Raw genomic sequence first — 24,301 nt, 5'->3', positions numbered from 1 at the left:
GATCACATTCAGCCGAAGTTGATCATTAACTGGTCATACTCGTGCCGATCGGTGCCATCCGCCGAGCGTGTCTGCATCTTCTTGTCCGACAGAACGCCGGAACGCGCACCGAACCAGTGCGGGCCTGCCCCCACTGTCAGAGAGCGCGCATCATGCCCATCGGCTTCCACTCGGCCGCGTTCGGCTATCGCCGTCGCAGTCCGGTCGTCCAGGATTTCACCTTTGCCTTTCCGCCCGGCCGGACCGTGTTCCTCGGCCCCAACGGCGCCGGCAAGTCGACCGTCCTGTCGTTGGCCGCTTCCGTGCTGCAGCCGCAGGCCGGCACCGTTGCCTACGGGAGGCGGACGACGGCCCGGCGGGCCGGGCTCGCCGAGTACCGGCGGCGGGTCGCCTGGCTGCCGCAGCAGATCGAATCGGTTCCCCGGCTGACCGCCCGGGAGCAGGTGGCCTACGTCGGCTGGCTGAAGGGCATGAACCGCCGGGACGCCTGGGACGCCTCTCTCGGCGCTCTCCAGCGGGTCGAACTCGCCGAACTCGCCGACCGGAAGGTGCGCCGGATGTCCGGCGGGCAGCAGCGCCGGGTCGGCGTGGCCCAGTCGCTGGTGCACGAGGCCGAAGTCCTGCTGCTCGACGAGCCGACCGCCGGGATGGACCCGCGTCAGCGGCGCGTCTTCCACGAGATCCTCGGCGGCCTCGACCAGCACGTGCTGCTCTCCACCCACGATGTCGCCGACCTGGAGGACACCTACGACCACGTCGTCGTCCTCAACGGCGGGACCGTCCGCTTCGCCGGCGCGGTACGTGAGTTCCACGCCCTGGCCCCGTCCGGCACCGCGCCCGGCCGCGTCGCGGAAGCCGCGTACTACGCCACGGTCCAGGAGGAGGGGGAGACCGCATGCGCATAGCGACAGCACTGCGCACCACCAGCGTCGTCTGGGTCGCCCCCCTGGTCCTCGCGTGGGTGTGGCTGGTCACCAGCCACGAGGCGGCGGGCGCACCGGCCTACTGGGCCGGGAACACCGCCCTGGTCGGGCACACCCTCCCCTTCTACGCCCCCGCCTGCGCGGCCTTCGCCGCCTGGGAGGCCGGACGGCTGCGGAGGGCGGGGATCCACCGGCTGGCACCCGTGCGCGGCAGATACGCCATCGCGTTCGGCGCCCTGTGGCCCGTGGTGCTCCTCGGCGTGGCGGCGGTCGTGGTGTGTCTGCTGACCCTGCGCCTGGCGACCGGCGCGGCACACGACTGGCCGCACCTGGGCGTCCTGGCCATGGCCGGGTACCTCATCACCGTTCACACCGTCCTCGGCTACGGCCTCGGCATGCTGCTGCCGCGGATCCTGGCCACGCCGCTGATCCTCGTCGTCGACTACCTGTGCCTCGTCATGCCCGTCACGGTCGTCGACCCGATGTGGCTCCGCGAGCTCACCGGATGGCTCGACGCCCCGTACGGGGACGTCACCGTCACCACGAACCCGGTGGCGCTCGCCGTACCGATGGTGCTGGCCACGGGGGTCCTGGCCGCCGTCCTGGCCGGTGCGGAGATCGCCCGCTGGCGTCGCCACCGTGCCGTGCGCGTCGGCGTCGGGGCCGTCGCGTCCCTGGTCTGCCTGGGAGTGTTCGCCCTGCTGGCCGTTCTGCCCGTACGCGACTGGGACGGGGACCCGCCCCCGTACGCCCGTACCGACGCACCCGTGTGCACCGGCGACTCCCCCAGGATCTGCGTCCCCCTGGAGGCGGCCGACAGCCTGGAGCGGCTGACCGGTACCGCGAAGGAGCTCGTGCCGCGCCTCGTCGACGCCGGGCTGGAGCCGCCGGAGGAGCTCGCGTTCGTCGCCGAGACGGCCGACACCGACGCGCGGACGTGGAAGCTGTTCCTCCACCGGGACATGGGCGACCTGGATGTGAAGGCGAGCGTCGCGGCGTCGGCGCTGCCGCCTATTCCGCCGTGCCCCACCGAGTCCGACGTCCGCACCGGCCACGTGGGCACACTCATGGCCTGGCTCATGGTGAAGGCCGGCATGAGCGTCGACGAGATCCAGGGCCAGTACAGCCAGAAGCTGGCCGCCGACCCCCAGGTGATGTCGGTCGTGAAGAGGGAGACGAAGCGGTCTCCGGCCGATCAACTCGCCTGGTTCAGAAGTAATGTGACGCTGCTTCAGCAGTGCAAGCCCGCTCCGGGGACCCTGCCGGCCGTCGCCACGACCGAAGGGTGATCCGATGGACATGTGGCTGAGAACGCGCCGCCTCCCGGTCCTCGCCGCCGCCCTCGCGGCCTACGCCACGCTGACCGCGGCGGCCGGTGACACGGTGGTCGACCTTCCTTCGCTGGGCAGCGACGCCGCCCGCCCGCTGGTCCTCTTCGCCCCGATCCTGGCCTGTATCGGGCTCACGTTCTCCCTGAGCAGCAGGCTTCCCGCCGCCGAGGCGTCGGGGAGCCGTCCCGTCGCCCGCTTCGACCAGGCGCTGGTCCTGGCCACCGTCCTGACCGCGGCCGCCGTCGCGTACGCCGTCGCCGTCCTGCTCGACGCCCACATCGCGAGCACCGCCGGCCGCAACACCGCGTTCCTGGCCGGACTGATGCTGTGCGTCCGCCGGATCGCGGGCCATCAGGTGGCCGCGATCGCTCCGGTCGCCTGGGTGATCACGATGATGCTCATCGGCAACACGGGCAGCAACGGCCAGCCCCACCCCTGGTCGGTCATCCTCCTGCCGCCGGACCACGTACCCGCCGCGCTCGCGGCCACCGCACTGCTGGCCCTCGGCACGGCCCTGGCCCCGGCCGCCCCGATGCTCCGCGACGCGGGCTGAGCGATCCTCCGCGACGCGGGGCGAACGGGGAAGGTTGCCTCGGCATGGTCGCCTCGGTGCCTCGGTGCCTCGGTGCCTCGGTGCCTCGGTGCCTCGGTGCCCCGCCCGCCCCGGCCTCAGTGCGCCCGTGCCACCCTCTTCGCGATCTTCCCCGCGTCCAGGGCCAGTTCGCGGAGCATCCCGCTGATCGGGTTGGTGAAGCCGGTGAAGTAGAGGCCCGGGGCCTGTTTCGGGGTGCGGGCGCCATGGGTGACCGGGCGGCCCCGCGCGTCCAGTACGTCCAGGTGGCCGAGCAGCGGCTCCAGGGCACGGGCGTAGCCGGTCGCCGCGATCACGGTGTCCGGGGTGAGGCGGGTGCCGTCGGCCAGGACCACCGCGTCCCGGTCGAAGGAGGCGACGGCCGCCACCGGAACCACCCGGCCGGTCCTCACCGCGTCGGTCAACCCCACGTCCTGCACCGGGATCGCCCCCTCCCGGACCCGCGAGTACAGGCCCGTCCCCGGGCGCGGCAGCCCCTGCGCGGACAGGTCCGGTACGGCGATCCGGGCCAGGACGGCCCCCAGCCGGTCGACGAGCCACACCGGCAGCCGGCGGACCAGGACGCCGGTCGCCTGCGCGGGCCACCCCGCCGTGGAGCGGCGCACGATGTGCGGGGCGGTGCGCACCGCGATCCGTACCTCGCGGGCCCCGCCCTCCGCCAGGTCCGCCGCGATCTCGGCCCCCGTGTTGCCGATGCCGACCACCAGGACGTCCTTTTCCGCGTACGGGGCCGGGTTCCGGTACTCCGCCGCGTGCAGCAGCTCCCCGGTGAACGCGTCCCGGCCCGGCCACTCCGGGATGCGCGGGGTGTGGTTGAAGCCGGTGGCGACCACGACCGCGCGGCCCCGCAGGACCCGGCCGCCGGTGGCGGTGAGCTGCCAGTCGCCGGAGCCGTCGGGGGCCGGGTCGATCCGGGTCACCTCGACGCCCGTCACCACTTCCAGCTCATGGTGCTCGGTGTACTTCTCCAGGTACCGCACCACATCGTCCCGGCCCACCCAACGGCCGAACTTACGGGGCATCTTCAGCCCCGGCAGCGCCGACCAGCGGCGGGTGGTGTGCAGGCGCAGCCGGTCGTAGTGGCCGCGCCAGGAGGCGCCGACCCGGTCCGACTTCTCCAGGACCACCGCCCGTACGCCCCGGGTACGCAGCGCCGCGGCGGTGGCGAGGCCTCCCGGGCCGCCGCCGATGACGTAGACGGGCCGGTCCTCCGTGCGGTCGGTGAGGGCGACGGCGTCGGTACTGCCGGTGGGGGACGGGCTGTTGGGCATGGTTCGGAGCGTAATCGTCCGCTCTGTTGATGGGTCTCGGTCATGGTGGGAATCGATTGCGAATTGATCACGGAGGGCGTGATGCGGTGGTTGCGCCCCCTTCGCGCCGCTCGCCCGATCTAAGGTAAGGCTAACCTTGCTTCGGTTGATGTGAGGTGACCACCGGGGGGCCCTCGCGCGGTGCAGTGCCGCGCGCCCGCCAGGCGGTCGAAGGGGTGGGACGTACATGAACGGCAGACAGCTTCGGACCCGGTTCCGGGGGGTGGCGGCCGTCGCCGCCGGGCTCCTCGCGCTCACCGCTTGCGGTGGTGGCGGCGACACGGCCGACAAGAGCGCGGGCAGCGGCAAGGACGACAAGGCGTCCGCCGCCACCCGCTCCGTCAAGCACGATGCCGGAACCACCGAGAAGGTGCCCGCCCAGCCCAAGCGCATCGTCTCGGTCAGCGTCACCATGACGGGCCATCTGCTGGCCCTCGACGCCCCGGTCATCGCCTCCCAGGCCACCCCGCCCTCGGTCATCACCGACAAGCAGGGCTTCTTCACCCAGTGGTCCGACGCGGCCGCCAAGAACAGCGTCAAGGTCGCCTACCAGGGCTTCGAGCCCGAGGTGGAGAAGGTCCTCGCGCTGAAGCCGGACCTCATCATCGGCGCCTCCTCCGGTGCGGAGAACGCCGAGAAGTTCTACGACAAGCTCTCCGTCGTCGCCCCCACCCTCCTCTACCGCCACGACGACGTCTCCTGGCAGGACCTGACCGCCCGCCTCGGCAAGGACCTCGGCCTGGAGGAGCGCGCGACCGAGGTCGTCGCCGCCCACGACAAGCGGGTCGGCGAGGTCAAGGCCGCCATCACCGCGCCGAAGCAGTCCGCCGCGCTCGTCCGCGACAACCAGTCCGCCATGACCGTCTTCACTCCTGAGTCCGCCCAGGGCCGGCTGCTCACCTCGCTCGGCTTCACGGTGCTGGAGCCGCCGGCCGGCAAGGGACAGACGCAGGGCGGCCGTTCGGACTTCGCGGAGTTCAGCCAGGAGAAGGTGGCCGACACCGCGAAGGACAGCTCGCTCCTCTTCGTCAGTCACACCCCCGAGGAGATCACCGCCGCCACCGCGCGCCCGGTCTGGAAGGACCTGCCCGCCGTCAAGGACAAGCGCGTGTACGACCTCGGCCTGGACACGTTCCGGCTGGACTACTACAGCGCGGGCAACCTGATCGACAAGATCGAGAAGTCCTTCGGCTGAGGCGGAGGCTGAGGCCGATACCGATACCGATACCGAAGCCGATACCGATACCGATATCGACGTGATCCGTAAGCAATCCGCCGTACGCGTACGGTACGCCGCCGGGCTCACGGCGGGGCTGGTCCTCCTGGCCCTCGCCGTGGCCGGCGGCCTCGCCGTGGGCGCGCAGCCCGTGCCCCCGGCCGAGGTGCTGGCCGCGCTGTTCGACCCGGACGCCCCGCACGCCTCCCTCGTCCGGGAGGTCCGGGTGCCGCGCACGCTGCTCGCCGTCACCGCCGGGGCGGCGCTGGGCCTCGCCGGGGCGGTGATGCAGGGGATGACCCGTAACCCCCTGGCCGACCCCGGCATCCTCGGCGTCAACACCGGGGCCGCCTGCGCGGTGGTCGCCGCGACCGTGCTGCTCGGTACGCGTTCGCTCCAGGCCGTCGTCTGGTGGGCGTTGCTGGGGGCGGCCGTCGCGGTGATCGTGGTGTATCTGCTCGGCGGCCGGGGCGCGGGGCGCGGCACCCCTGAAGGGCTCGTGCTCGCGGGGGCGGCCGTCACCGCCGTGCTGGGGGCGGTGGTCAGCGGGCTCGGGGTGCTGGACGCGGACGCGTACGGGACCCTCCGCATCTGGTCCGTCGGCACGTTGGCGGGTCGCGAACTCCCGGTGTTCTGGGAGGTGTTGCCGTTCCTGCTGGCCGGTGCGGTGCTCGCGCTCACCGTCGCGCCCGCCCTCAACGCGTTCGCGCTCGGCGACGAGGCGGGCCGGGCGCTGGGCGTCGCCCCCGGACGCGTACGGCTGCTCGGAACGCTCGCCACGGTGCTGCTCAGCGGCGCCGCCACCGCCGCCATCGGCCCGGTCGGCTTCATCGGCCTGGTCGCCCCGCACGTGGCCCGCCTGCTCACCGGCCCCGACCACCGCCGCCTGATGCTGTACGCGGTCCTCATCGGCGCGGGACTGCTGCTCGTCGCGGACATCGTGGGCCGGGTCGTCGCGCGCCCGGCCGAGATCCAGGTGGGCATCGTCACGGCGTTCGTGGGCGCGCCCGTACTGATCTGGCTGATCGGCCGTACGCGGCGGAACCGCCGGAGCGCTTCCCGGACTTCCCGGACTTCCCGGAAGGCGGTGGCGACGCCATGAGCGCTGTGACCCGTGCCCGTACTCGTACTCGTACGGAGGACTCGGCTCGTTCCGTGTCCGTACGGGGTCGGGGCCCCGCCCACCGGACCCTCCGCCTCACCCTCGGCGGCCTCTCCCTCCGCATCCGCCCCTGCCCCCTGGCCGTCACGCTCCTCCTCACCCTCCTCGCGGCGGGCAGCGGGGCCCTCGCGCTCACCCGGGACGGTCTCGTACCGCCGTCGGAGGTACTGGGCGCGCTGTTCGGCGCGGGCTCGGAGCAGGCCGCGTTCGTGGTCCTGGAGCTGCGGCTGCCCCGGGTGGCGCTCGGGCTCGTCGTCGGCGCGGCGCTGGGCGCGGCCGGGGCGCTGTTCCAGCAGCTCTCCCGCAACCCGCTCGGCAGCCCGGACATCGTGGGCTTCAACTCCGGTGCGGCGACAGGTGCGTTGCTGGTCCTGCTGCACGGAGATCCGGCGTACGTGGCGGCCGGCGCGGCGGGTGGCGGCCTGGTGACAGCGGTCATCGTCCAACTCCTGGCCCGGCGCGGCTCGTTCCGGGGAAACCGGCTGATCCTCGCCGGGATCGCGGTGGGTTCGCTGCTGACCTCGGTCAACTCCTACCTGCTCACCCGGGCCGCCCTGGACCACGCCCAGTCCGCCCAGCTCTGGCTGATCGGCAGCCTCGGCTCCACCGAACGCCACCAGATCCTCCCCGCCACCCTCGCCCTGACGGCCCTGCTCCTGCTCGCCCTCCCCCTGGTCCGCCGCCTGGACCTGCTGGAGATGGGCGACGAGGCGGCGGGCGGCCTGGGCATCGACGCGGGCCGCACCCGTGTGCTGGTGCTCCTGGTCGCGGTCGGGCTCAGCGCGGTGGCGGTCTCGGTGGCCGGACCGATCGTGTTCGTGGCCCTCTGCGCACCGCAGTTGGCCCGCCGCCTCAGCAGGGGTACGGGAACGGGGCTGCTGCCCGCCGCCGCGATGGGGGCCCTGCTGCTCTCCGCCTCGGACCTGGTGGCGATCACGCTGCCGACGGCGGGCGCGCTGCCGGTGGGTGTGGTGACCGGTGCGCTCGGCGGGGTCTACCTGGCGTGGCTGCTGGGGCGCAGGCAGCGGCGCTGAGGGGGGCGCGGTGGGTGGCCGGTCGGGGCGAGCGGCCCTCTAGACGTCCTCGGTTCCGGCCCCCTGGTCGCCCACGATGGCGTGCAGGTTGGTCAGATAGGCGGCGAAACGCTCGCGTCCGGAGTCGGAGATGCGGACATGGGTGACCGTGACCCGCTTGACGCGCAGTTTGGCCACGTCCACCAGATCCTCCTTCTCCAGGAGGGCGATCTGGCGTGAGAGCTCGGCGGTGGTCAGCCCGAGGCTCTCGCGGAGGTCGGCGAAGGCCACGTGCTGAACCCGGTTGAGGGTGGCGAGGATGGCCAGGCGCGTGGGGGAGTGGATGACGTTGACCAGCGCCTCGCGCGGCTGGCGCGGTGGTGTCCCGTCGCTCACCGGTCACCGCCTCCAGCGCAGGACGAGGTAGACCGCGCCGACGAGCGTGGGGACCGCGGCGGCCACGAGGTGCGCGGTGAGCGTGTCGGGGCCGTCGCCGAAGACGAGGTTGATGCCGGGGATCCCCATGAGGGCCGGTCCGCCGAAACGGGCCGCGCTCTCCAGGCGGGTGTGGGGCCGTCTGCGCGCGGCGCCGGCGTGGTGGTTGTTCCAGGCGATGAACACCGCGACCCCGACGGCGAAGACGCAGATCCCGGTGGTGCGGGTGAGGCCGGACTCCATGGCGGTCACGAGACCGGCGTAGAGCCCGCCGAGGGTGGCGAGCCCGGCGGCCCGCTCGGCGGCGGATGCGGGACGGGTCAGGTCGGGCGCCGCGGCGATCGTGGCGAGCTGGTCGGCGGGGCTGGGCGGGGAGGTGTCGGCGTCGGTGTCGTGCTGCATGGTTGTCATGCTGACATCTGGTTACGGAACCTGCAACTGGTTGCGTAAAAGGTCGGCAATCCTTGCTTGAGTTGTGGGGTGGTCCGTGGTGCGCGCCTCTTGCGTCCGGCCTCCGCGTCCGCTGAACTGACGTACCGTCAGAAATCTTTCCCCGGAGGCCCGATGCAGACGATCTGGCTCAGCGGTGCGGAATGGCTCGCCGTCCTGCGCATAGGCCTCGGCCTCTGGTGGCTGGAGAGCTGGCGGCACAAGGACAGGAGGGGCTGGTTCGAGCGCGGTACGGGGATCGCCTGGGCGGCCGACGTGGCGGGCAAGCACCGCTGGGGTGTGGTCCGCACCGGCTTCCGGCGGATCGTCGAACCGCGCCCGAAGCTGATCGCGTACGTCGTCGTCTACGCCGAACTGGCCCTGGGACTGGGCCTGGTGACCGGCTTCCTCACCCCGATCGCCCTCCTCGCCGGCCTCCTCCTCAACCTCCTCTACCTGGTCCTGATGATCCACGACTGGGCCGAGCAGGGGCAGAACGCGATGATGGCCCTGATCTCGCTGGTGGCCCTGTTCGCGATGGCGTGGCAGACGTGGTCGCTGGACGCGGCGTTCGGGCTGTTCCTGTGACGCCGGACCATGGAGCGGCCCCGCGCTTCGACCTCCCGGAGCCGGACGCCTTCACCCGCCCGTACTGGGACGCGGCGGGGGAGGGGCGGCTGCTGATCCGCCGCTGCGCCGGGTGCGGCCGGGCGCATCACTACCCGCGCGAGTTCTGCCCGTACTGCTGGAGCGAGGACGTGGGGTGGGAGGCGGCAAGTGGGCGGGCGGCCCTCTACACGTGGTCCGTCGTCCACCGCAACGACCTGCCGCCGTTCGGGGACCGCGTCCCGTACATCGCGGCCGTCGTCGACCTGGCCGAGGGGCCCCGGATGATGACGGAGATCGTGGAGTGCGCGCACGCCGACCTCCGCATCGGGATGGGCCTGACGGTCACTTTCCGCGCCCCGGGCACGGGAGGCGGGGAGGCCGTACCGGTCTTCCGGCCGGACCGAGTGACCACCACCGGCTGAACTCGGCCTCCTCACCCTGTGGACAGCCAGGCGTTCAGAAGGGCTTCCCGCTGCCGCGAGTTCAGCGTTTCGGTGGGCTGTGTCGCCTGCTGCCAGTCGGACATGACGGCGGGCGAGGAGGTGCCCTGGACGAAGCGGGCGAGCAGGGCGTGCGAGAGGTCGACCTCGCGCTGCGTGTACGCGGACGAGGCGGCCGAGAAGGCCGGTGTCCTGATCTCGTCGCTCCGGGTCGCGACCACCACGGTCATCTCGGTCGGGCTGCCGGGGGTCCAGGCGTTCAGGGCCGCTGCGACGACGGAGGCCGCGCGGGACGCCCACCGGGTGACCGTCGAACGGACCGGTGCTTCGGTCACGCGTACGGCGGAGAGGTCGGACCACATCCACCGCAGGGGTTCGGGCCCGCTGATGCGGAGGCCCTCCGGAGTGATGATCACCCCTGGGGCCGGTGCGACGGGCGGCATGCCCAGGTGGACCGCCTCCGCCCCGATCCAGAAGAGGCCGACCATGGCACCCGACCGCTGCTGCGGGTGGACCTGGGGCGGTATCGATTCCAACGTGTCTCCTCGGCTCCGCGCCGACCCTGACGTGGGCCGACACTGCCGAAGATAGGCGGGCGCGGGCACGGCCCTGCCGGATTTGAGCCACGTCGGGGCTCACGGGGCTCATGGACTCACAGGCCCTCGGGGGCTCACAGCCCCGGCGCCCCCCACACCGGGAACCACCGCGACAGGTCCTTCTCCACCCGGAGGTCGTCGCCGAGGGCGCCCCGCACCTGGAGCTCCAGTTGGTTGTCCCGCTTCTCCGCGTCGCCGGGGAGCGGGGCGAAGGGGTAGAACGTGCCGCGCTTGTAGAGGTACACGAGCGCCAGCGCACGCCCCTCCGCGTCCCGGAAGCCGATCAGCGAGCAGAGCAGGTGCGGGCCGAAGCCGCCGTCCTGGAGCAGGGTGTTCACCGCGTGCAGATCGTTGACCAGGCCCGCCGTGTCGTCGGCCGGGTGGCTGGCCAGCAGCCAGGTGTAGCCGTACGGGTCCCGGCTGAACTCCACCGGGATGCCCCCGCGCTCCGTGTCCGCGTCCAGCAGCTCCCGTACGTCCTCCTGGAGACGGGCGAAGCCGCCGCCCTCCACCCCCGCGAAGCAGACCGAGCCCAGTCCGGTCGGGGTGAAGCCGGTGGCGGCCTGGAGGGTGAGGGCGGCCGAGGGGACGGCGAAGAGCTGGTCGAGGTCGGGGCGGACGGGTTTGCTGCGGCCGAGGATGGCGTCGAGCAGGCCCACGGACGTAACTCCTTCGGCGCTTGGCGGCTTATCGGGACAGGTCGGTGGAGATGCGGGACAGCTGGTCCAGGCGCTGCTCCAGCGTCGGGTGCGAGGAGAACAGCCGGCCCAGGCTCTCCTTCGAGGCGAACGCGGGCATGAAGTAGAACGCGTTGTACGGCTCCGCCTTCCGCAGGTCCTCGGTCGGGATGCGCGCCATCTGCCCGCTGACCTTCGTCAGGGCCGAGGCGAGGGCGGAGGGCCTGCCGGTGAGCAGGGCGGCGGCCCGGTCGGCGGAGAGCTCGCGGTAGCGGGAGAGCAGCCGGGTGAGGAGGAAGCTGATCGCGTACACGACGGCGCTGATCAGCGGGATGAGGAGGAGCAGGATGCCTGCCGGGTCGTTGCCCGGGCGGCTCCGGGCGAAGCCGCCCCACAGGGCTATACGGGTGATGATGCCCGCCAGTACGCCGAGGAACGAGGCGATCGTCATGACGGCGACGTCCTTGTGCGCCACGTGCGACATCTCGTGCGCGAGAACGCCCTCCAGCTCCTCCGGTTCCAGTCTGCGCAGCAGGCCCGTCGTCGCGCAGACGAGGGCGGTCTTCTCGCTGCGGCCGGTGGCGAACGCGTTCGGTACGTCACTCTCGGCGATGGCCACCTTGGGCTTCGGCATGTCCGCCAGCGCGCAGATCCGGTCGATGGTGCCGTGCAGCTCGGGGGCCTGCTCGGGGGTGACCTCGCGGGCGCCCATCCCGTACGCCGCGATGCGGTCGCTGAACCAGAACTGGGTGATGAACAGGCCGCCCGTGATGATCAGGATGATCGGCCAGGAACCGCGCAGGGCCGCGAGGAGCACGCCCACGAAGACGACGTACAGCAGACCGATCAGGAACATGGTGGTGACCATGCGGCCGGTCAGGCCCCGGTCGGGGGCATAGCGGGAACGGGCTCGCGGCATCGGTGCCTCCCAGCGGTTCGCCTCTGTCCATGGTGCACCTTTTCGGGGTGAAACGATGCGCGTCTTCGGGGGGAGCCGATGCGGGTCTTCGGGGAGGGGGAGGGGGAGCCGATGTGTGGACCGCCCACGGCCCGGCTCCCGGCCCGGTGGCTGTATGCAGCATGTGTACTGCTCGCCGAACGGCCGTGGAGACAGTCGCCCGGGCCTACCTAGACCAAGGACGACCGATCCGCGCAGAGGCCCGCAGGGGAGACACGATGACGACGCCGCCGAATCCGGGTACGGGTTCGCCACCCGCCGACCCGCAGCCGCCGGGTGAAGGACCCCTGGTGAGTCTGCGCACGGCGGTGATCTTTCTGATCGGGATCTTCCTGGGCCTGCTCGTCGGCGGGCTGACGCACCTCGACGGGCATTCGACGGCCATGGCCGTACTGGCCGGGCTCGGTGCGGCCGGGGCGAGTATCCCGGTGCTTCACATGATGATCGGGGGGCACTGAAGTCGCTTGCAGCGGGTAGGGGGAAGGGGCGGGGAAACCGAATTCCCCGCCCCTTCCCCCTACCTGCTACCCGCTGCGCGCCCGTTCCGTGACGGCGGTGGATCAACGGCCCAGAACGATCCGTTCCGCGGTGCCGAGGGTCTCCAGCGCGTAGGCGTGGACCTGCCTGCGCCGCTCGCCCGGAACCAGCGGCGCGATGAGCGCGAAGAGGCCCGAGGCCACGATCAGGGCCCCCGCCAGCGGCAGGAGGGGGACCACGCGTACGCCGTCCGTCCAGGACAGACCCGCCCCGCCCGGACCGGGCGGCCCGCCTGCGGCGGGATCGGGCGACCTGTTCGCGGGGAGACGGCGGAGCGCCATCGCCGTGAGGAGGAACAGGACGCCGAGCACGACGAGGAGGGGCGTGAGCGTCAGCAGCGAGAAGGCCGTCCCGGCACCGGGCAGAACCAGCCAGCTCGTCACCGCGACGGCCGAGGTGCCGACGGCCAGTTGCGTCGTGGTGCGCAGACGGGCCGTGTCCAGGTGCCGCGCCTCCCATTCGGCCGTCGAGCGTGCCGAATCGGCGTTCAGGGTTCGCTCGCGCAGCTCTAGCTCGCGCTGTTGCTGCTCGGCCTCCAGTTCCAGCCGACGCATGTCCCAGCGGTGCTTGCGTTCGTTCTCGCGCTCGTTGGCCGCGATCCGTTCCCTCTCCAGCTCGACCTGCTTCTCCTCCAGATGGATCTGGCTCGCGGCCGCATGCATGGCGTTCAGGGTGTAGGAGTCCTGGGAGACCTGGATTTCGCGTTCCGCCACAGTCTCCTTCTGTGTGTGGACGTCGACCTGAGCCTGCTGGACGTGCCGGCGCAGCTCGATCAGCCCGGCCAGCTGCGGATCGGTCTCGTCGGCATCCTCGCTCTCGCCGAGGGGGCCGCTTCCCGCCTTTCCCTGTATGGCCGCGAGCCGTGCCACCGCCTGTTCGAGCCGGGTGATGTCGTCCTCTTCGGACGGGTCCCGCTTCCCGTCGCCGTCCGGTGTCCTGCCGTCGCCCGGCCAGGGAGAAGCGTCGTCGTCGGGGCGCGGGGCGATGCCTTCGGTGAGTCCGTCCGGCGCGTCCGGTTCGTGCAATCCGTCCGGCTCTTCCAGCCCGTCCCGTTCGTTCTCGTCCGGCCCGTCCGGCATATCCGGCCCGTCCAGCTCGTCCAGCTCGTCCCCGTCCGGAAGGTCCCAGCCGGCCGTGTCCTCCTCGATGGCCAAGTCCATGTCGCCGAACCCGAGCGAAGAGCGCTTCAGCAGTGCCAGGTACCGCGTCACCTCCGGCAGCACGTCCGCGTCCCGCGGAACGGCGTGCGGGGCCGTGGACGCCATCGCTTCGAGTGCCGTGATCCAGCGGGCGCGCTGCCCGGTCGTGTCGGTTTCCCGTTGCTCCGCCCGCAGCAGCAAGGCCAGCGCCTCACCGGCGACGGCCCGTACTTCGTGTGGCGCCATCTCATCCGTGATGGATGTACGCATGTCAGATGTACGCATGTCAGACCCCCTCAGCTGTGCGGTCGCCTGTTTGGTCGCTGTGCGGCCGGGGAGGGCGGGGCGCCGACTCCGGCTCATCGGTTCCTCGCGGTCGGTCGCGCTGTTCGTTCAGTCCCGGCTGTTGTTGCCGTACGCGAAGGCAGAACCGGCTCCACTTCGCGTGTGCCGCCTTGCCGCTCTTGCCGAGAGCCCTGCCGATCTCATCCCACTCCTGTCCCGCCTTCCGCATATCGGCGATGGTGGCGATCTCGTGGTCGCCGGTGCGCAGGATCCGCTCCAGCTGATCCGCCACCACCGCGTGGTGGGCCGGGTCGGTGGCCGGGGGCGCGAGGAGATTCAACTCGATGTTCTGTTCGAGGATTCCCAGGTTGTGGTGGTCGACGGGGCGCGATGCCTGCCCGTCCTTCCACTGCTTCCGCCACCGTCGAAAGGCGTTGGGGAACTCGTGGACAAGTCCGCCGATGAAATAGGAACGTAAGGAGCTGCCCAGCTCCGGCTGCCAGTTGCCGCCGAGCAGGGCCTGTTCCCGGAGGCGGTTGACGGCCGTGGCCACGGCGTCGTCGACCAGCATCTCCCGCTCTGCCGCGTGCTCACGGAGAACCTCGCGCTCAAGCGATGTGCCGACCGGCCGGCCGGTCTTGTCGCAGCGTCGGAAGATGTGGCCGGTGCAGACCGCCTTGTGCAGGAACTTCTGGCCGTAGGCGAAGCACTGCTCGACGAAGAGGTCCCATCGGGGCCCCTGGAATCCGTCCTCGCGCAGGAGCCGCACCAGGTCCTGGTCGGCCTGGTGCGCTGACTTCCTCTGCCCGGGCTGTTCACCCCCGGGCTGTTCATCCCCGAGCTGTTCACCCCCGGGCTGTTCGCCCCCGATCTGTTCACCCCCGATCTGTTCACCACCGGGCTGTTCATCCCCGATCTGTGCGTTCCTGGGCTGTACATCCCCGGGGTGCGTTCGGTGCCCGAAGCGGCGGTTCTGTGGAACCCCCGCCGTGGAAGCCGGTTCCCGCCCGACACCGTCCGATGGCGTCTGCTGCTCCACATCCCCTCCAAGCGGCACGGGAGCCGTCGTCCATGCGGCTCGTCACGGTGTAGGTCCGGCCGGTCGAGATGTTCCACGCGCGGAGTTCGGATTTTTTCGGTGGGTGCCCGGGGCGTCAGGGCCAGAGCAGTTCGCGGGTCCAGGCGCCGGTCTCCGTACCGCTCTCCGCGCGGCGGTAGCGCAGCCGGATGTGGCGGCGGCGGGTGTCGCCCTGGAAGAACTCGACCTCGGCCGGCGCGACCACGTACCGGGTCCAGGTCGGAGCCTCGGCGTCCGGTTCCGCCCGCGCCCGCTCCCAGGCCGCGTCCGCCGCCCGGTGGAGGGCGGCCACGGAGTCCACGACCTCGCTCTGGGTCCCGGTCAGGGCGGCGGCGAGGGCTCCGGTGGAGCGGGCGTGCAGGTCGGCGTGGCTCTCGGCCGGGGTGCAGCGGGCGACGGGACCCCGGACCCGTACCTGCCGCCCCTGTGCGGGCCAGTAGAAGCCGAGTGCGGCGTACGGGCGGGCGGCGAGCTGGTGGCCCTTGGCGCTGGTGGCGTGCGAGGCGAAGTGGAAGCCGCGCTCGTCGGCGCCGTGGAGGAGCAGGGTGCGTACGTCGGGGAGGCCCTCGGGGTCCGCCGTGGCCAGCGTCATCGCGTGCGGCTCCGGCTGCCCGGCCGCCACGGCCCCGGCGAACCAGGAGTGGAAGAGGGGGACGGGTGCGGGCGGGGCGGTCGCCGGGTCGAAGGACGGCAGCTCGGTGTCCCAGACGCGCTGGGCGTGGAGGAGGTCGGGGAAGGAGTGCGGGGTGCGGTCGCTCATGGGGGCCATTGGACCGTATGGGCCCTGTCCGGTGGACCCGTACGTCGCTGTCCGGTGGACCCGTACGTCGCTGTCCGGTGGACCCGTACGGGCCTGTCCGACCTGTCCGAGCCCTGTAGCGCGATGAGACACGCCACGCTACGGTGGGTCCATGAGGACCATCACGCAGCGGGAGTTCCGCAACAAGTCCGCGGAGGTCATGGACGCGGTGGAGGGCGGTGAGACCTTCCACATCACCCGGAACGGCATAGAGGTCGCCGAACTGCGCCCCCTCAGCCGCAAGCGGCAGCTCAGCGCCGAGGAGCTCGTGGCCCGGCACCGGCGGTTGCCCCGGGTGGACGGGGCGGCGCTGCGCCGCGAGGCGGACGAGTTCTTCGGCGCGGAGGACCGCGTGGGCGACGATGACGTATGGGAGCGCAAGGGTGGCTGAGCGGCACCGGGCAGGGGTGCTCGATACCTGTACGTACATCGACCTCGATGTACTGGAGCCGGAGAGGCTGCCCGTGCTGCCCGTCCTGACGGCCGTTTCACTGGCCGAACTCCAGCAGGGGGTGGCCATGGCGAAGGACCCGCTGGTGCGGGCCGCGCGGATGGAGAAGCTGGGGGCAGCCGTGGCCGACTTCGAACCGCTCCCCTTCGATGCCGACGCCGCCGCGCGCTACGGGACGCTCGTCGCTCTCGTCCTCGCGGCCCGGCGTGATCCTCGGCCGCGACGCCTGGACCTGATGATCGCGTCCATCGCATCGGTTCGGGATCTGCCGCTCTACACGCGGAACGCCGACGACTTCAAGGGCCTGGAGAGTGCGGTCACAGTCGTCGGGTTGTGAGGAGGGGGGGCCCTGCCCACCCGGCCTTCTCGTCCCCTCACCCCCGCCCCAGCACCACCGTCCCCGACGAGCAGAACCAGCCACCCGTTCCCGACGCCACCGCCAGCTCCGGGAGGCGGCCTCCGGGCTTGTGGACCTGATGGGGGCCGGCCTCGCCGCGTAGTTGGCGTACCGCCTCCACCAGCAGGAACAGGCCGCGCATCCCGGGGTGGCAGGCGGAGAGGCCGCCGCCGTCCGTGTTCACCGGGAGCTCGCCGCGCAGGCCCGTGCGGCCCTTCTCGACGAACGCGCCGCCCTCCCCCTTCGCGCAGAAGCCCAGGTCCTCCAGCGTCACCAGCGTCATGTACGTGAACGCGTCATAGATCTCCGCCAGGTCGATGTCGGCGGGGCGCACCCCGGCCCGTTCGAAGGCCAGGCGGCCCGAGACGGCGGCGGGGGAGACCGTGAAGTCCTCCCACTCCGACATCGTGGCGTGGGAGATGTGCTCCCCGGTGCCCAAGATCCAGACCGGCGCCTTCGCGGTGTCCGGTACGTACTCCTCGGCGGCCAGCAGCACCGCGCATCCCCCGTCGCTGCGGATGCAGCAGTGCAGCTTGGTGAACGGGTCCGCGATCATGGGGCCGGAGAGGACGTCGTCCACCGTGATCGGGTCGCGGAACATCGCCTCCGGGTTGGCCGCCGCGTTCGCCCGTGCCCGCACCGCCACCTCGGCGAGCTGTTCCAGCGTGGTGCCGTACTCGTGCATATGGCGGCGCGCGGCCATCGCGTACTTGGCGATCAGGCTGTGCCCGTACGGGACTTCGAACTGTGACGGCCCCCGCGCCCCGAGCGACAGGTTCGACGTGCGGCGGCCCGCCTTGATGTCGGCGCGGGCCGTCGACCCGTAGACCAAGAGCACGGCCCCGGCCCTCCCCGCCGCGATGGCGTCCGCCGCATGGGCGGCCATCACCTCCCAGGTGGCGCCGCCCACCGCCGTGGAGTCGACCCAGGTGGGGCGCAGCCCCAGGTACTCCGCCACCTCCACCGGGGCCAGCATCCCCAGCCCGGCGGAGGCGAAGCCGTCGACCACCGAGCGGTCCAGGCCGGAGTCGGCGAGCGCGCGCCGGGCCGCCTGGGCGTGCAGGGCGTACGGCGTGGCGTCGTCGACGCGTCCGCAGTCGGAGAGGGAGATGCCGACGACAGCGACCTTGCGGGGGCAGTGGGAGGCGGACATGAATCTGACGGTACATCAGATAATGGTGGGTGCAACCGTGTGATGCGTGCGGCTTCCGAACCTCTGTCCGTGTGCGGGACTCTGGGAATCTGCTTGCCCCGCAACTAATGTGACGGATCGTCAGATCGGGAGCCGTTCCGGTTCCTGAGGGGAGGAGCCCGACGATGGACGCCGCCTTCACCGCGGAGCAGAACGAGATCCGCCGCACCCTGCGCGAACTGCTCACCAAGCACAGCGGGCCCGGCGAGGTCCGCGCCGCTGTGCGGACCGCCGAAGGCCACGACCCGGCCCTGTGGCACCGGCTCGCCCGGGAGCTCGGGCTGCCGGGGCTCGCGCTGCCGGAGGAGTACGGCGGTGCCGGCTGCACCGCCACCGAGCTGGCCCTCGCCTGCGAGGAGACGGGCCGCGCCCTGCTGCCCTCCCCGCTGCTCGCCACCGCCGTACTCGCCGCGCCCCTGATCGCCGCCCTGGGCACCCCGCGGCAGCGCGCCGAGCTGCTGCCCCGGATCGCCGACGGGACCCTGACCGCCGCCCTCGCCGTCCCCGGCGGGTCGATGGCCACCGCCCTCGGCCTCACCGCCGACAACCGGTCCGCCGCCTGGGCGGGCGGCGGCCGGGCGGGGGGCGTCCAGGCCCGCAGATCCCCGGACGGTGGCGAGTGGCGGCTCTACGGGGAGGCGGACCGGGTGCTCGACGGGCACAGCGCCGGGCTCCTCCTGGTCGCCGCCCACACCGGGGGCTATCCACGGAGCCGGACGTTCCTCTTCCTGGTGCCCGCCGAGGGGTCTGCCGGAGTGCCCACTGAGGGGGCTGCCGGGGTGTCCGCCGAGGGGCCTGCCGGAGTGTCCGCCCCGGTCGAAGGGCTGACACGTACCCGGCTGACCTCCATGGACGAGACCCGGCCCCTCGCCCGTGTCGAACTGCGTGACACCGCAGCCGAACTGCTCGGGGCGGATGACGCCCCGGACGTCTGCGGCGCGCTCGCCGCCACCGGGCGTACCGCCGCCGCCGTCCTCGCCGCCGAAGCGGTCGGCGCGGCGGCGGGCGCGCTGGAGCGGACCGTGGCGTACGTGAAGGAGCGCGAGCAGTTCGGCCGGGCCATCGGGTCGTTCCAGGCGGTCAGACACCGCCTCGCCGACCTGTACGTACGGGTGGAGGCGGCCCGGTCCGCCGCGTACTACGCCGCCTGGGACCCGGCGGCGGGCCCCCTCGCGCTGGCCCAGGCACTGGAAGCGGCCCGGATCGTCGCCGGCGAGGCCGTACAGCTGCACGGCGGTATCGGCTTCACCTGGGAGCACGAGGCGCATCTGTACGTGAAGCGGGCGGCGGCGGACGAGCTGCTCTTCGGGCCCGTCCACCGGCTGCGCGACCACGCGGCGGGGCAGGCCGGGCTGTTCGGGGCCGCGCCCGGGGCGGGCGTCGTGCACGGGGCCGTAACGACGGATGGTCTCGCGCACGGGGCGGCCGTCTGATGGCCCGCACCCAGGCCCCCTCCCGGGCCGCCCGGCTCATCCAGAAGGTCTCCTCCACCCGCGCCTTCGCGAGGATCGCCCCGCATGTCGTCCCCGCCCTGGACCGCACCGTGCACCGCCTCACCCGGGGCAAGGTGCTGCCCAGCGCCCGGATGCTGCCGGGGCTCGTCCTGACGGTGCCGGGGGCGCGCAGCGGGCGGCCGAGGGTGACCCCGCTGGCCTGTATGCCGGAGGGGGAGGCGGAGAGCACCTGGGTCCTGGTCGGCAGCAACTTCGGCCGTCCCGGGCATCCGGCCTGGACCGCCAACCTGCTGGCCCGCCCGGAGGAGGCCGTCATCAGCTGGCGGGGCCGGGACATCCCGGTGCGCGCGCGGCTGCTGGAGGGGGCGGAGCGGGAGGAGGTGTGGCGGGTGGCGCTGACGTTCTGGCCCCCGTACGCGGCGTACCAGGCGCGGGTGGAACGGCAGATCCGCCTCTTCCGGCTGGAACGGCGGTAGCGCCTCCCGTGGGTTCGTACCGCCCATGGTTCCCATTGGTTCGTGCCGCCCGGATACGCCGACGCCCGCTCTCCGGTTCGTACCGCCCGGGAACGCCGACGGCGGACCACTGGCAGAGGTGCATGGTGGTCCGCCGTCGGTGAGACAGGACGTGCCGGTGGGGCGTGCCGGTGGGCTACTTCGTGGGCTTCTTGCCGGTGATGCCGAGGTGCACCAACAGCGCCAGGTTCGGGCGCAGTTCGGCCTGCTTCACACCCCAGGTGGTGAACCCCTTCTGGTGCGAGGCGACCGCGGCCAGCATCGCGACCAGAGAGCCCGCCATCGCGGCGGCGCTGATGTCCTTGTCGACCTTGCCCTTGGCCTGGAGCTCCTTCACCGAATCGGTGAGGGAGTTGGTGACCGAGTTCAGGATCTTCATGCGGATCTTGTAGAACCGCTTGTCCCCCTCGGCGGCGCCGAGGTCGATCACGCGGAGGATCGCGTCGTTGCGGCGCCAGAAGTCGAGGAATCCTTCGACGAGTTCCTCGGCCGTCTGCCAGCCGGCTTTGCCGACCCAGGGGCGTCCGGCGACCAGTTCGGTCAGTCCGGCACCCTCCTTGGCCACTTCCTCGGCGATTTCGAGGACGGCGCCCTCCACGTCGGGGAAGTACTGGTAGAAAGTCGCGGGTGAAGTCCCGGCCTTCCGGGCGACGTCGATGACTTTGACGTCCCGGTACGGCGAGGAGCTGAGCATCTCGCTGAGGCAGTCGAGCAGCTTCTGCCGCGTCGCCTGACCGCGTCGACCGGCCACGCGGCCGTCGACGGTACGTACTTGTCCTGTCATGCCGTCAGCTTACCGAGGGGCGATGGGAGCGCGATTCGGCCGACTGCAAATGGGGAACGCCGCAGTACCGGCGGGGTGCGAGGGGCACCGGGCGAATGTTTTCGGCCGCGGCCGCCGGGTGCGTACGAGTGCCCGTCCCCGTGGGCTGATTCCAGCCGCGCGCCCCGGCCATCCGTACGGCCGAAAGTGTTATCAACAGCCTGTGGACAACTTCGGTGGACAACTTTCGTCCATGCGGTGCCCGCGCCTTCACTATCCGAGTAAATGTTCCCCTATGGGGGCGTTCGGCGTCCGCCGGGGCGCGCGGGGCCGGGTGCGACGTTACGTTGACTGTGACGGGCGTCACGGCGACGGGGCCGCGACGGAACCGCGACGGAAGGACCGGGCCCCATGGCCGCATTCGCGCACTCGGCACCGTGCTGGGCGGACGTGCAGCTCTCCGATCTCGAAGCGGGCAAGCGCTTCTACGGCGGCCTCTTCGGCTGGACCTTCCGCGCGGGCGACGGCATGCCCTTCGCGGACGCCCTGAGCGGGGGCAGGCTCGTCGCCGCCCTCGCCGCCAAGAAGGACGGGCGGATGCCGACCGCCTGGGGCGTCTACTTCGCCACCGACGACATCCGGGCCACCGTCGCAGCGATCCGCGAACACGGCGGCCAGATCATCACCGACCCCGTACGGGCGGGCCGGGCCGGGATCGTGGCGCAGGCGGCGGACCCCGGAGGGGCGGTCTTCGGCCTCTGGCAGCCGGAGGAGCGCGCGGGCTTCGAGAAGCAGAACGAGCCCGGCTCCTTCTGCTGGACCGAGGTCCACACCCGGCGGCCGGAGAGCGTGGACCCCTTCTACGAGAAGGTCTTCGGCTTCCGGGGCACCGACCTGGACGAGGCGGGCCACGACGTCTCCGGCGACGCCGAGGCGCTGGTCGACTTCCGGATGTGGTCGCCCGAGGGCACCGAGCCCGGCCCGGACACCGCCGTGGGGGGCCGCAGCGTCATCACGGACGCGTTCCCCGCCGAGCTGCCCAGCTACTTCCTCACCTACTTCGCCGTCGCCGACTGCGAGGCGGCGGCCGAACTCGCCGTACAGCTCGGCGGCCGGGTCTCCGCACCGCCCTTCGACATCCCTTACGGGCGGATGGCGGTCCTCCACGACGACCAGGGCGCCCTCTTCGCCGTACTCCAGCCGAACGAGCTGCTTCCGTAACCTCCTCGCACCCCCGTCGAGCTCCCGCCGCGTACCGGTGTGGGCGAGAATCGGCCGAAGTGACATGAGACACCCCCATCCGCCCCCGGGTTCGCAACCGGCGCCCGAGCCAGGAAGAATCAGGGTGCACCGCCAGGTGGTGCCCAGCGGTGAGACGCTGCGCAGGCCGGGAATCGCACCGGGCGGTGACGGGCGGTAGTTCGCGGGCTTCGTTCCTGAGGCCAGTAGGGGGAGGTGGCAGGCACGTGATGGAGCAGCTGACGCAGCACGACCCGAGACGGATCGGCCCGTTCGAGGTGCTGGGACGGCTCGGGGCCGGCGGCATGGGGCTGGTCTATCTCGCCCGGTCGGCGTCGGGCCGGCGGGTGGCGATCAAGACGGTACGTACGGAGCTCGCCGAGGACCAGCTCTTCCGGGTCCGCTTCACGCGCGAGGTGGAGGCCGCCCGCGCGGTCAGCGGGTTCTACACCGCCGCCGTGGTCGACGCCGATCCGCGCGCCGCCGTGCCGTGGCTGGCCACCGCCTATGTGCCCGCGCCCTCGCTCGAAGAAATAGTGAACGAGTGCGGCCCCATGCCGACCCAGGCCGTGCGCTGGCTGGCGGCGGGCATCGCCGAGGCCCTCCAGTCCATCCACGGCGCCGGGCTCGTCCACCGCGACATGAAGCCCTCCAACGTCCTCGTCGTGGAGGACGGCCCCCGGGTCATCGACTTCGGCATCGCGTCCGGCGTCTCCAACACCCGCCTGACCATGACGAACGTGGCCGTCGGCACCCCCGCGTACATGTCGCCCGAGCAAGCCAGGGACTCCCGCAGCGTCACCGGGGCCAGCGACATCTTCTCGCTGGGCTCCACCCTGGTCTTCGCCGCCACCGGCCACGCCCCCTTCCACGGGGCCAACCCGGTCGAGACGGTGTTCATGCTGCTGCGTGAGGGGCCCGACCTGGAAGGGCTGCCGGACGACCTGCGGCCGCTGATCGAGTCCTGCATGCAGATGGACGCCGCCCGGCGGCCCAGCCCCGCCGACCTCCAGGCCCAGCTCTCCCCGCACCTCTTCGCCTCGGGCAGTGACGACAGCGGTACGGCGTCGGCCTGGCTGCCCTCGCAGGCCACCGCCATGATCGAACGGCGCCGGGGAGGCGGCCGTACCGCCCCGCCGGTCCCTTCCGCGCCCCCGCCGCGCCCTCCGCAGCCCCCGCACGCCCCGGAGCGCGCTCCGGACCGGGGCCCCGACTGGCGCAGCGGCGGCGATCTGCGCTCGCCCTCCCCGCGCTCCTCGCCCGCGCCGGTCTCCGCCCCGCCGTCCGCCCCGGCCCCGGACGGCGGCCCCGTCCACCTGCCCGGCGCGAAGGTGCCGATCGGGCCCGGGCCGCGTGCGGGGGAGGGGCGCGGTGCCGCCGCCGCGCATCCGGCCGCCGCGACGGGCTGGGTCCGCCCGCCCGCCGGGCTGAACGGCGCGGCCGGTTCGCCCGCCGCGCCCACCGCCCCCGTACCGGCCCCGGGTCCCTCCCCGGACACCGCACCGCCCGCCGCCCCCGACCGGTGGCGGCCCTGGCGCTTCCGCATGTCCAACGACGTGTGGGGGACGCCGGTCGTCTTCGGTGACCTGCTGTACGTGACGTCCTTCGAGATCCACGCGCTGGACGTGGGCAACGGGCGGCGCCAGTTCAAGACCCGGGACGTGGCCTGGGCGATGGCGGTGGAGGGCGGCCGGATCCACGCCTCGGACGGCCCGTCCCTGTACGCGCTGGACGCGGCGACCGGCACCGAGCAGTGGCGGCTCCGGACCGACGCCTGGGTGTACGCGCTCAAGGCCGACCGGGGCACGGTCCTGACCGCGACCCGGGGCGGCGGCGTCCAGGGGTGGGAGGCGTCCAACGGCGACAAGCTGTGGGAGATCACCGGGGTCCAGAGCGACTTCGAGACGGCGGAGGCCGCGCCGGTCATCCACGACGGCACGGTCTACGTCTGGCAGGACGCCCGGCTGCGCGCGCTGGACGCCCGTACGGGCCTGGAGCGCTGGTCGTACCCGATCGGCGACGCGGCCTCCTGCGGTGGCGTCCCGGTCCGGGTCACCCCGGCCCCGGACGGCTACGTCTACATCGCGGCGGGCACCCGCGTGCTGGCCGTGGAGACCGTCTCCGGCCGGGTGCGCTGGCACTTCGAGTCCCCGGCGGTCTTCCTCTCCCCGCCCGCGTTCGCGCCGGGCCCGGCGGTCACCGGGGGCGGGGTCTACCTCGCGGACTACCTCGGTACGGTGTACGCGCTCGACGCGACGACGGGCAAGGACCGCTGGCGCATCGCCACGGAGGCCCGCGCCTCGCTGGAACCGGTGCTCGTCGCGGTGGGCAACGTCCACGTGGGCAGCGGCAGCGCGCTCTACACCCTGGACGCGGTCACCGGCACCCCGAAGTGGCGCTTCGCGGCGGGCGGCGACGTGGTGGGCTCCCCGGTCGTGGCGGACGGCCGCGTCCACTTCGGCTCGGCGGACCACGTGCTGTACACCCTGGACGCGGCAGGCGGCCAGCTCCGCTGGAAACTGGCCACGGGCGGCGAGATCACGGGCTCCCCGGTGGCGCAGGCGGGCGTGGTGTACGCGTGCAGCAAGGACCGCTGCGTATACGCGCTGGACGCGCTGAAGGGCACGGGCACGGGGAACAGGGCCCGCACCTGAGCCCCGGTTCCGTCCTCGGACATCCCAGCCGGTCCGGCGTTCGAGGACGGAACCGTTCAGGGGTGGCGGGTTGGCTCCGAGGGGGCCGGAGCCCCGGACATCCCAGC

Annotated in this window: 26 protein-coding genes; 15 read left to right on the top strand and 11 right to left on the bottom strand. The window is 72.4% G+C overall.

All coding sequences use genetic code 11. The features are described 5' to 3' along the window. Nucleotides 1-152: 152 nt before the first annotated feature. Genes ACFW9Z_RS08355 through ACFW9Z_RS08345 form a run of 3 tightly spaced genes read left to right on the top strand, consistent with a single transcriptional unit; the run spans nt 153 to nt 2,807 of the window. Complete coding sequence (locus ACFW9Z_RS08355; protein WP_384636234.1) at nt 153-905, top strand: ABC transporter ATP-binding protein; 753 nt, start codon at nt 153-155, stop codon at nt 903-905. Continuing rightward, complete coding sequence (locus tag ACFW9Z_RS08350) at nt 896-2,212, top strand: hypothetical protein (RefSeq protein WP_384636231.1); 1,317 nt, start codon at nt 896-898, stop codon at nt 2,210-2,212. Before ACFW9Z_RS08355 ends, ACFW9Z_RS08350 begins: the two co-directional genes overlap by 10 nt. Nucleotides 2,213-2,216: 4 nt before the next feature. After that, a complete protein-coding gene (locus tag ACFW9Z_RS08345) occupies nt 2,217-2,807 on the top strand; it encodes a hypothetical protein (RefSeq protein WP_384636228.1) in 591 nt (196 codons plus the stop codon). A gap of 116 nt (nt 2,808-2,923) precedes the next feature. Here the strand turns inward: ACFW9Z_RS08345 and ACFW9Z_RS08340 are convergent, their stop codons facing one another. Then, nucleotides 2,924-4,117 carry a flavin-containing monooxygenase gene (locus tag ACFW9Z_RS08340; RefSeq protein WP_384636225.1) on the bottom strand — a complete coding sequence of 398 codons (1,194 nt, stop codon included), beginning with the start codon at nt 4,115-4,117 and terminating at the stop codon, nt 2,924-2,926. A 226-nt stretch (nt 4,118-4,343) separates the two neighbouring features. On the opposite strand from ACFW9Z_RS08340, the gene fepB reads away from it, so the two are divergent. The 3 genes from fepB to ACFW9Z_RS08325 all read left to right on the top strand — a co-directional run bounded on the left by fepB (nt 4,344) and on the right by ACFW9Z_RS08325 (nt 7,568). Then, nucleotides 4,344-5,351, top strand: coding sequence for a Fe2+-enterobactin ABC transporter substrate-binding protein (fepB, locus tag ACFW9Z_RS08335; RefSeq protein WP_384636222.1), 1,008 nt, complete (start codon nt 4,344-4,346; stop codon nt 5,349-5,351). Nucleotides 5,352-5,412: 61 nt separating this feature from the next. Next, nucleotides 5,413-6,474, top strand: coding sequence for a FecCD family ABC transporter permease (locus ACFW9Z_RS08330; RefSeq protein ID WP_384636219.1), 1,062 nt, complete (start codon nt 5,413-5,415; stop codon nt 6,472-6,474). Next, nucleotides 6,471-7,568, top strand: a complete 1,098-nt coding sequence (locus ACFW9Z_RS08325; RefSeq protein WP_384636217.1) for a FecCD family ABC transporter permease — start codon at nt 6,471-6,473, stop codon at nt 7,566-7,568. Before ACFW9Z_RS08330 ends, ACFW9Z_RS08325 begins: the two co-directional genes overlap by 4 nt. 39 nt (nt 7,569-7,607) lie before the next feature. On the opposite strand, the gene ACFW9Z_RS08320 is transcribed toward ACFW9Z_RS08325, so the two are convergent. Both ACFW9Z_RS08320 and ACFW9Z_RS08315 read right to left on the bottom strand, forming a co-directional pair. Continuing rightward, nucleotides 7,608-7,943, bottom strand: a complete 336-nt coding sequence (locus ACFW9Z_RS08320; RefSeq protein WP_384636214.1) for a transcriptional regulator — start codon at nt 7,941-7,943, stop codon at nt 7,608-7,610. A gap of 3 nt (nt 7,944-7,946) precedes the next feature. Continuing rightward, nucleotides 7,947-8,393 (bottom strand): hypothetical protein, encoded by a 447-nt coding sequence (locus tag ACFW9Z_RS08315; RefSeq protein ID WP_384636211.1) that lies wholly within the window; start codon nt 8,391-8,393, stop codon nt 7,947-7,949. Between the two features lie 153 nt (nt 8,394-8,546). Here ACFW9Z_RS08315 and ACFW9Z_RS08310 point away from each other — a divergent pair, with 153 nt between their 5' ends. Both ACFW9Z_RS08310 and ACFW9Z_RS08305 read left to right on the top strand, forming a co-directional pair. Next, complete coding sequence (locus ACFW9Z_RS08310; RefSeq protein ID WP_384636208.1) at nt 8,547-8,999, top strand: DoxX family protein; 453 nt, start codon at nt 8,547-8,549, stop codon at nt 8,997-8,999. Next, nucleotides 8,996-9,442 (top strand): Zn-ribbon domain-containing OB-fold protein, encoded by a 447-nt coding sequence (locus ACFW9Z_RS08305; RefSeq protein ID WP_384636206.1) that lies wholly within the window; start codon nt 8,996-8,998, stop codon nt 9,440-9,442. Before ACFW9Z_RS08310 ends, ACFW9Z_RS08305 begins: the two co-directional genes overlap by 4 nt. Nucleotides 9,443-9,453: 11 nt before the next feature. On the opposite strand, the gene ACFW9Z_RS08300 is transcribed toward ACFW9Z_RS08305, so the two are convergent. From ACFW9Z_RS08300 to htpX, 3 genes are all read right to left on the bottom strand, one after another. Further along, nucleotides 9,454-9,996: a hypothetical protein gene (locus ACFW9Z_RS08300; protein ID WP_384636203.1), complete on the bottom strand. Its 543-nt coding sequence runs from the start codon at nt 9,994-9,996 to the stop codon at nt 9,454-9,456. A 134-nt stretch (nt 9,997-10,130) separates the two neighbouring features. Then, the gene (locus ACFW9Z_RS08295) at nt 10,131-10,715 is read right to left on the bottom strand and encodes a hypothetical protein (protein ID WP_384636200.1); all 585 of its coding nucleotides are present in this window, start codon (nt 10,713-10,715) and stop codon (nt 10,131-10,133) included. Nucleotides 10,716-10,743: 28 nt separating this feature from the next. Continuing rightward, nucleotides 10,744-11,652, bottom strand: coding sequence for a zinc metalloprotease HtpX (htpX, locus tag ACFW9Z_RS08290; RefSeq protein WP_384636197.1), 909 nt, complete (start codon nt 11,650-11,652; stop codon nt 10,744-10,746). A 329-nt stretch (nt 11,653-11,981) separates the two neighbouring features. On the opposite strand from htpX, the gene ACFW9Z_RS08285 reads away from it, so the two are divergent. Beyond that, complete coding sequence (locus ACFW9Z_RS08285; protein ID WP_384636194.1) at nt 11,982-12,149, top strand: hypothetical protein; 168 nt, start codon at nt 11,982-11,984, stop codon at nt 12,147-12,149. A gap of 102 nt (nt 12,150-12,251) precedes the next feature. Here the strand turns inward: ACFW9Z_RS08285 and ACFW9Z_RS08280 are convergent, their stop codons facing one another. The 3 genes from ACFW9Z_RS08280 to ACFW9Z_RS08270 all read right to left on the bottom strand — a co-directional run bounded on the left by ACFW9Z_RS08280 (nt 12,252) and on the right by ACFW9Z_RS08270 (nt 15,499). Then, entirely contained in the window at nt 12,252-13,613 is a 1,362-nt protein-coding gene (locus ACFW9Z_RS08280) for a hypothetical protein (protein WP_384636191.1), read from the bottom strand. Nucleotides 13,614-13,653: 40 nt separating this feature from the next. After that, on the bottom strand, nt 13,654-14,421 hold the full coding sequence (locus ACFW9Z_RS08275; RefSeq protein ID WP_384636189.1) for a hypothetical protein: 768 nt from the start codon (nt 14,419-14,421) through the stop codon (nt 13,654-13,656). 385 nt (nt 14,422-14,806) lie between these two features. Beyond that, nucleotides 14,807-15,499 (bottom strand): pyridoxal 5'-phosphate synthase, encoded by a 693-nt coding sequence (locus ACFW9Z_RS08270; protein WP_384636186.1) that lies wholly within the window; start codon nt 15,497-15,499, stop codon nt 14,807-14,809. Between the two features lie 142 nt (nt 15,500-15,641). Here ACFW9Z_RS08270 and ACFW9Z_RS08265 point away from each other — a divergent pair, with 142 nt between their 5' ends. Together ACFW9Z_RS08265 and ACFW9Z_RS08260 are read left to right on the top strand one after the other, a co-directional pair. Next, nucleotides 15,642-15,920 carry a type II toxin-antitoxin system Phd/YefM family antitoxin gene (locus tag ACFW9Z_RS08265; protein WP_384636184.1) on the top strand — a complete coding sequence of 93 codons (279 nt, stop codon included), beginning with the start codon at nt 15,642-15,644 and terminating at the stop codon, nt 15,918-15,920. Then, complete coding sequence (locus tag ACFW9Z_RS08260; protein ID WP_384636181.1) at nt 15,913-16,317, top strand: type II toxin-antitoxin system VapC family toxin; 405 nt, start codon at nt 15,913-15,915, stop codon at nt 16,315-16,317. The genes ACFW9Z_RS08265 and ACFW9Z_RS08260 overlap by 8 nt, the downstream gene beginning before the upstream one ends. Nucleotides 16,318-16,354: 37 nt before the next feature. On the opposite strand, the gene ACFW9Z_RS08255 is transcribed toward ACFW9Z_RS08260, so the two are convergent. Then, nucleotides 16,355-17,530, bottom strand: coding sequence for an acetyl-CoA acetyltransferase (locus ACFW9Z_RS08255; RefSeq protein ID WP_384636178.1), 1,176 nt, complete (start codon nt 17,528-17,530; stop codon nt 16,355-16,357). Between the two features lie 164 nt (nt 17,531-17,694). On the opposite strand from ACFW9Z_RS08255, the gene ACFW9Z_RS08250 reads away from it, so the two are divergent. Together ACFW9Z_RS08250 and ACFW9Z_RS08245 are read left to right on the top strand one after the other, a co-directional pair. Beyond that, nucleotides 17,695-19,002, top strand: a complete 1,308-nt coding sequence (locus ACFW9Z_RS08250) for an acyl-CoA dehydrogenase family protein (RefSeq protein WP_384636176.1) — start codon at nt 17,695-17,697, stop codon at nt 19,000-19,002. Then, nucleotides 19,002-19,499, top strand: coding sequence for a nitroreductase/quinone reductase family protein (locus tag ACFW9Z_RS08245; protein ID WP_384636173.1), 498 nt, complete (start codon nt 19,002-19,004; stop codon nt 19,497-19,499). The genes ACFW9Z_RS08250 and ACFW9Z_RS08245 overlap by 1 nt, the downstream gene beginning before the upstream one ends. A gap of 175 nt (nt 19,500-19,674) precedes the next feature. Here ACFW9Z_RS08245 and ACFW9Z_RS08240 read toward each other — a convergent pair whose 3' ends face one another. Next, entirely contained in the window at nt 19,675-20,322 is a 648-nt protein-coding gene (locus ACFW9Z_RS08240; RefSeq protein WP_026241229.1) for a TetR family transcriptional regulator, read from the bottom strand. A 390-nt stretch (nt 20,323-20,712) separates the two neighbouring features. On the opposite strand from ACFW9Z_RS08240, the gene ACFW9Z_RS08235 reads away from it, so the two are divergent. Both ACFW9Z_RS08235 and ACFW9Z_RS08230 read left to right on the top strand, forming a co-directional pair. After that, on the top strand, nt 20,713-21,522 hold the full coding sequence (locus ACFW9Z_RS08235; protein ID WP_384636170.1) for a VOC family protein: 810 nt from the start codon (nt 20,713-20,715) through the stop codon (nt 21,520-21,522). A 248-nt stretch (nt 21,523-21,770) separates the two neighbouring features. Continuing rightward, nucleotides 21,771-24,194 carry a PQQ-binding-like beta-propeller repeat protein gene (locus ACFW9Z_RS08230; protein ID WP_384636167.1) on the top strand — a complete coding sequence of 808 codons (2,424 nt, stop codon included), beginning with the start codon at nt 21,771-21,773 and terminating at the stop codon, nt 24,192-24,194. Nucleotides 24,195-24,301: the final 107 nt, after the last annotated feature.

The sequence above is a fragment of the Streptomyces sp. NPDC059452 genome (genome assembly GCF_042750035.1).
In the GTDB taxonomy this organism is placed as follows: domain Bacteria; phylum Actinomycetota; class Actinomycetes; order Streptomycetales; family Streptomycetaceae; genus Streptomyces.
Note: the sequence above shows the minus strand (reverse complement) of the source record. Positions and strands in the feature narration are given on the sequence as shown.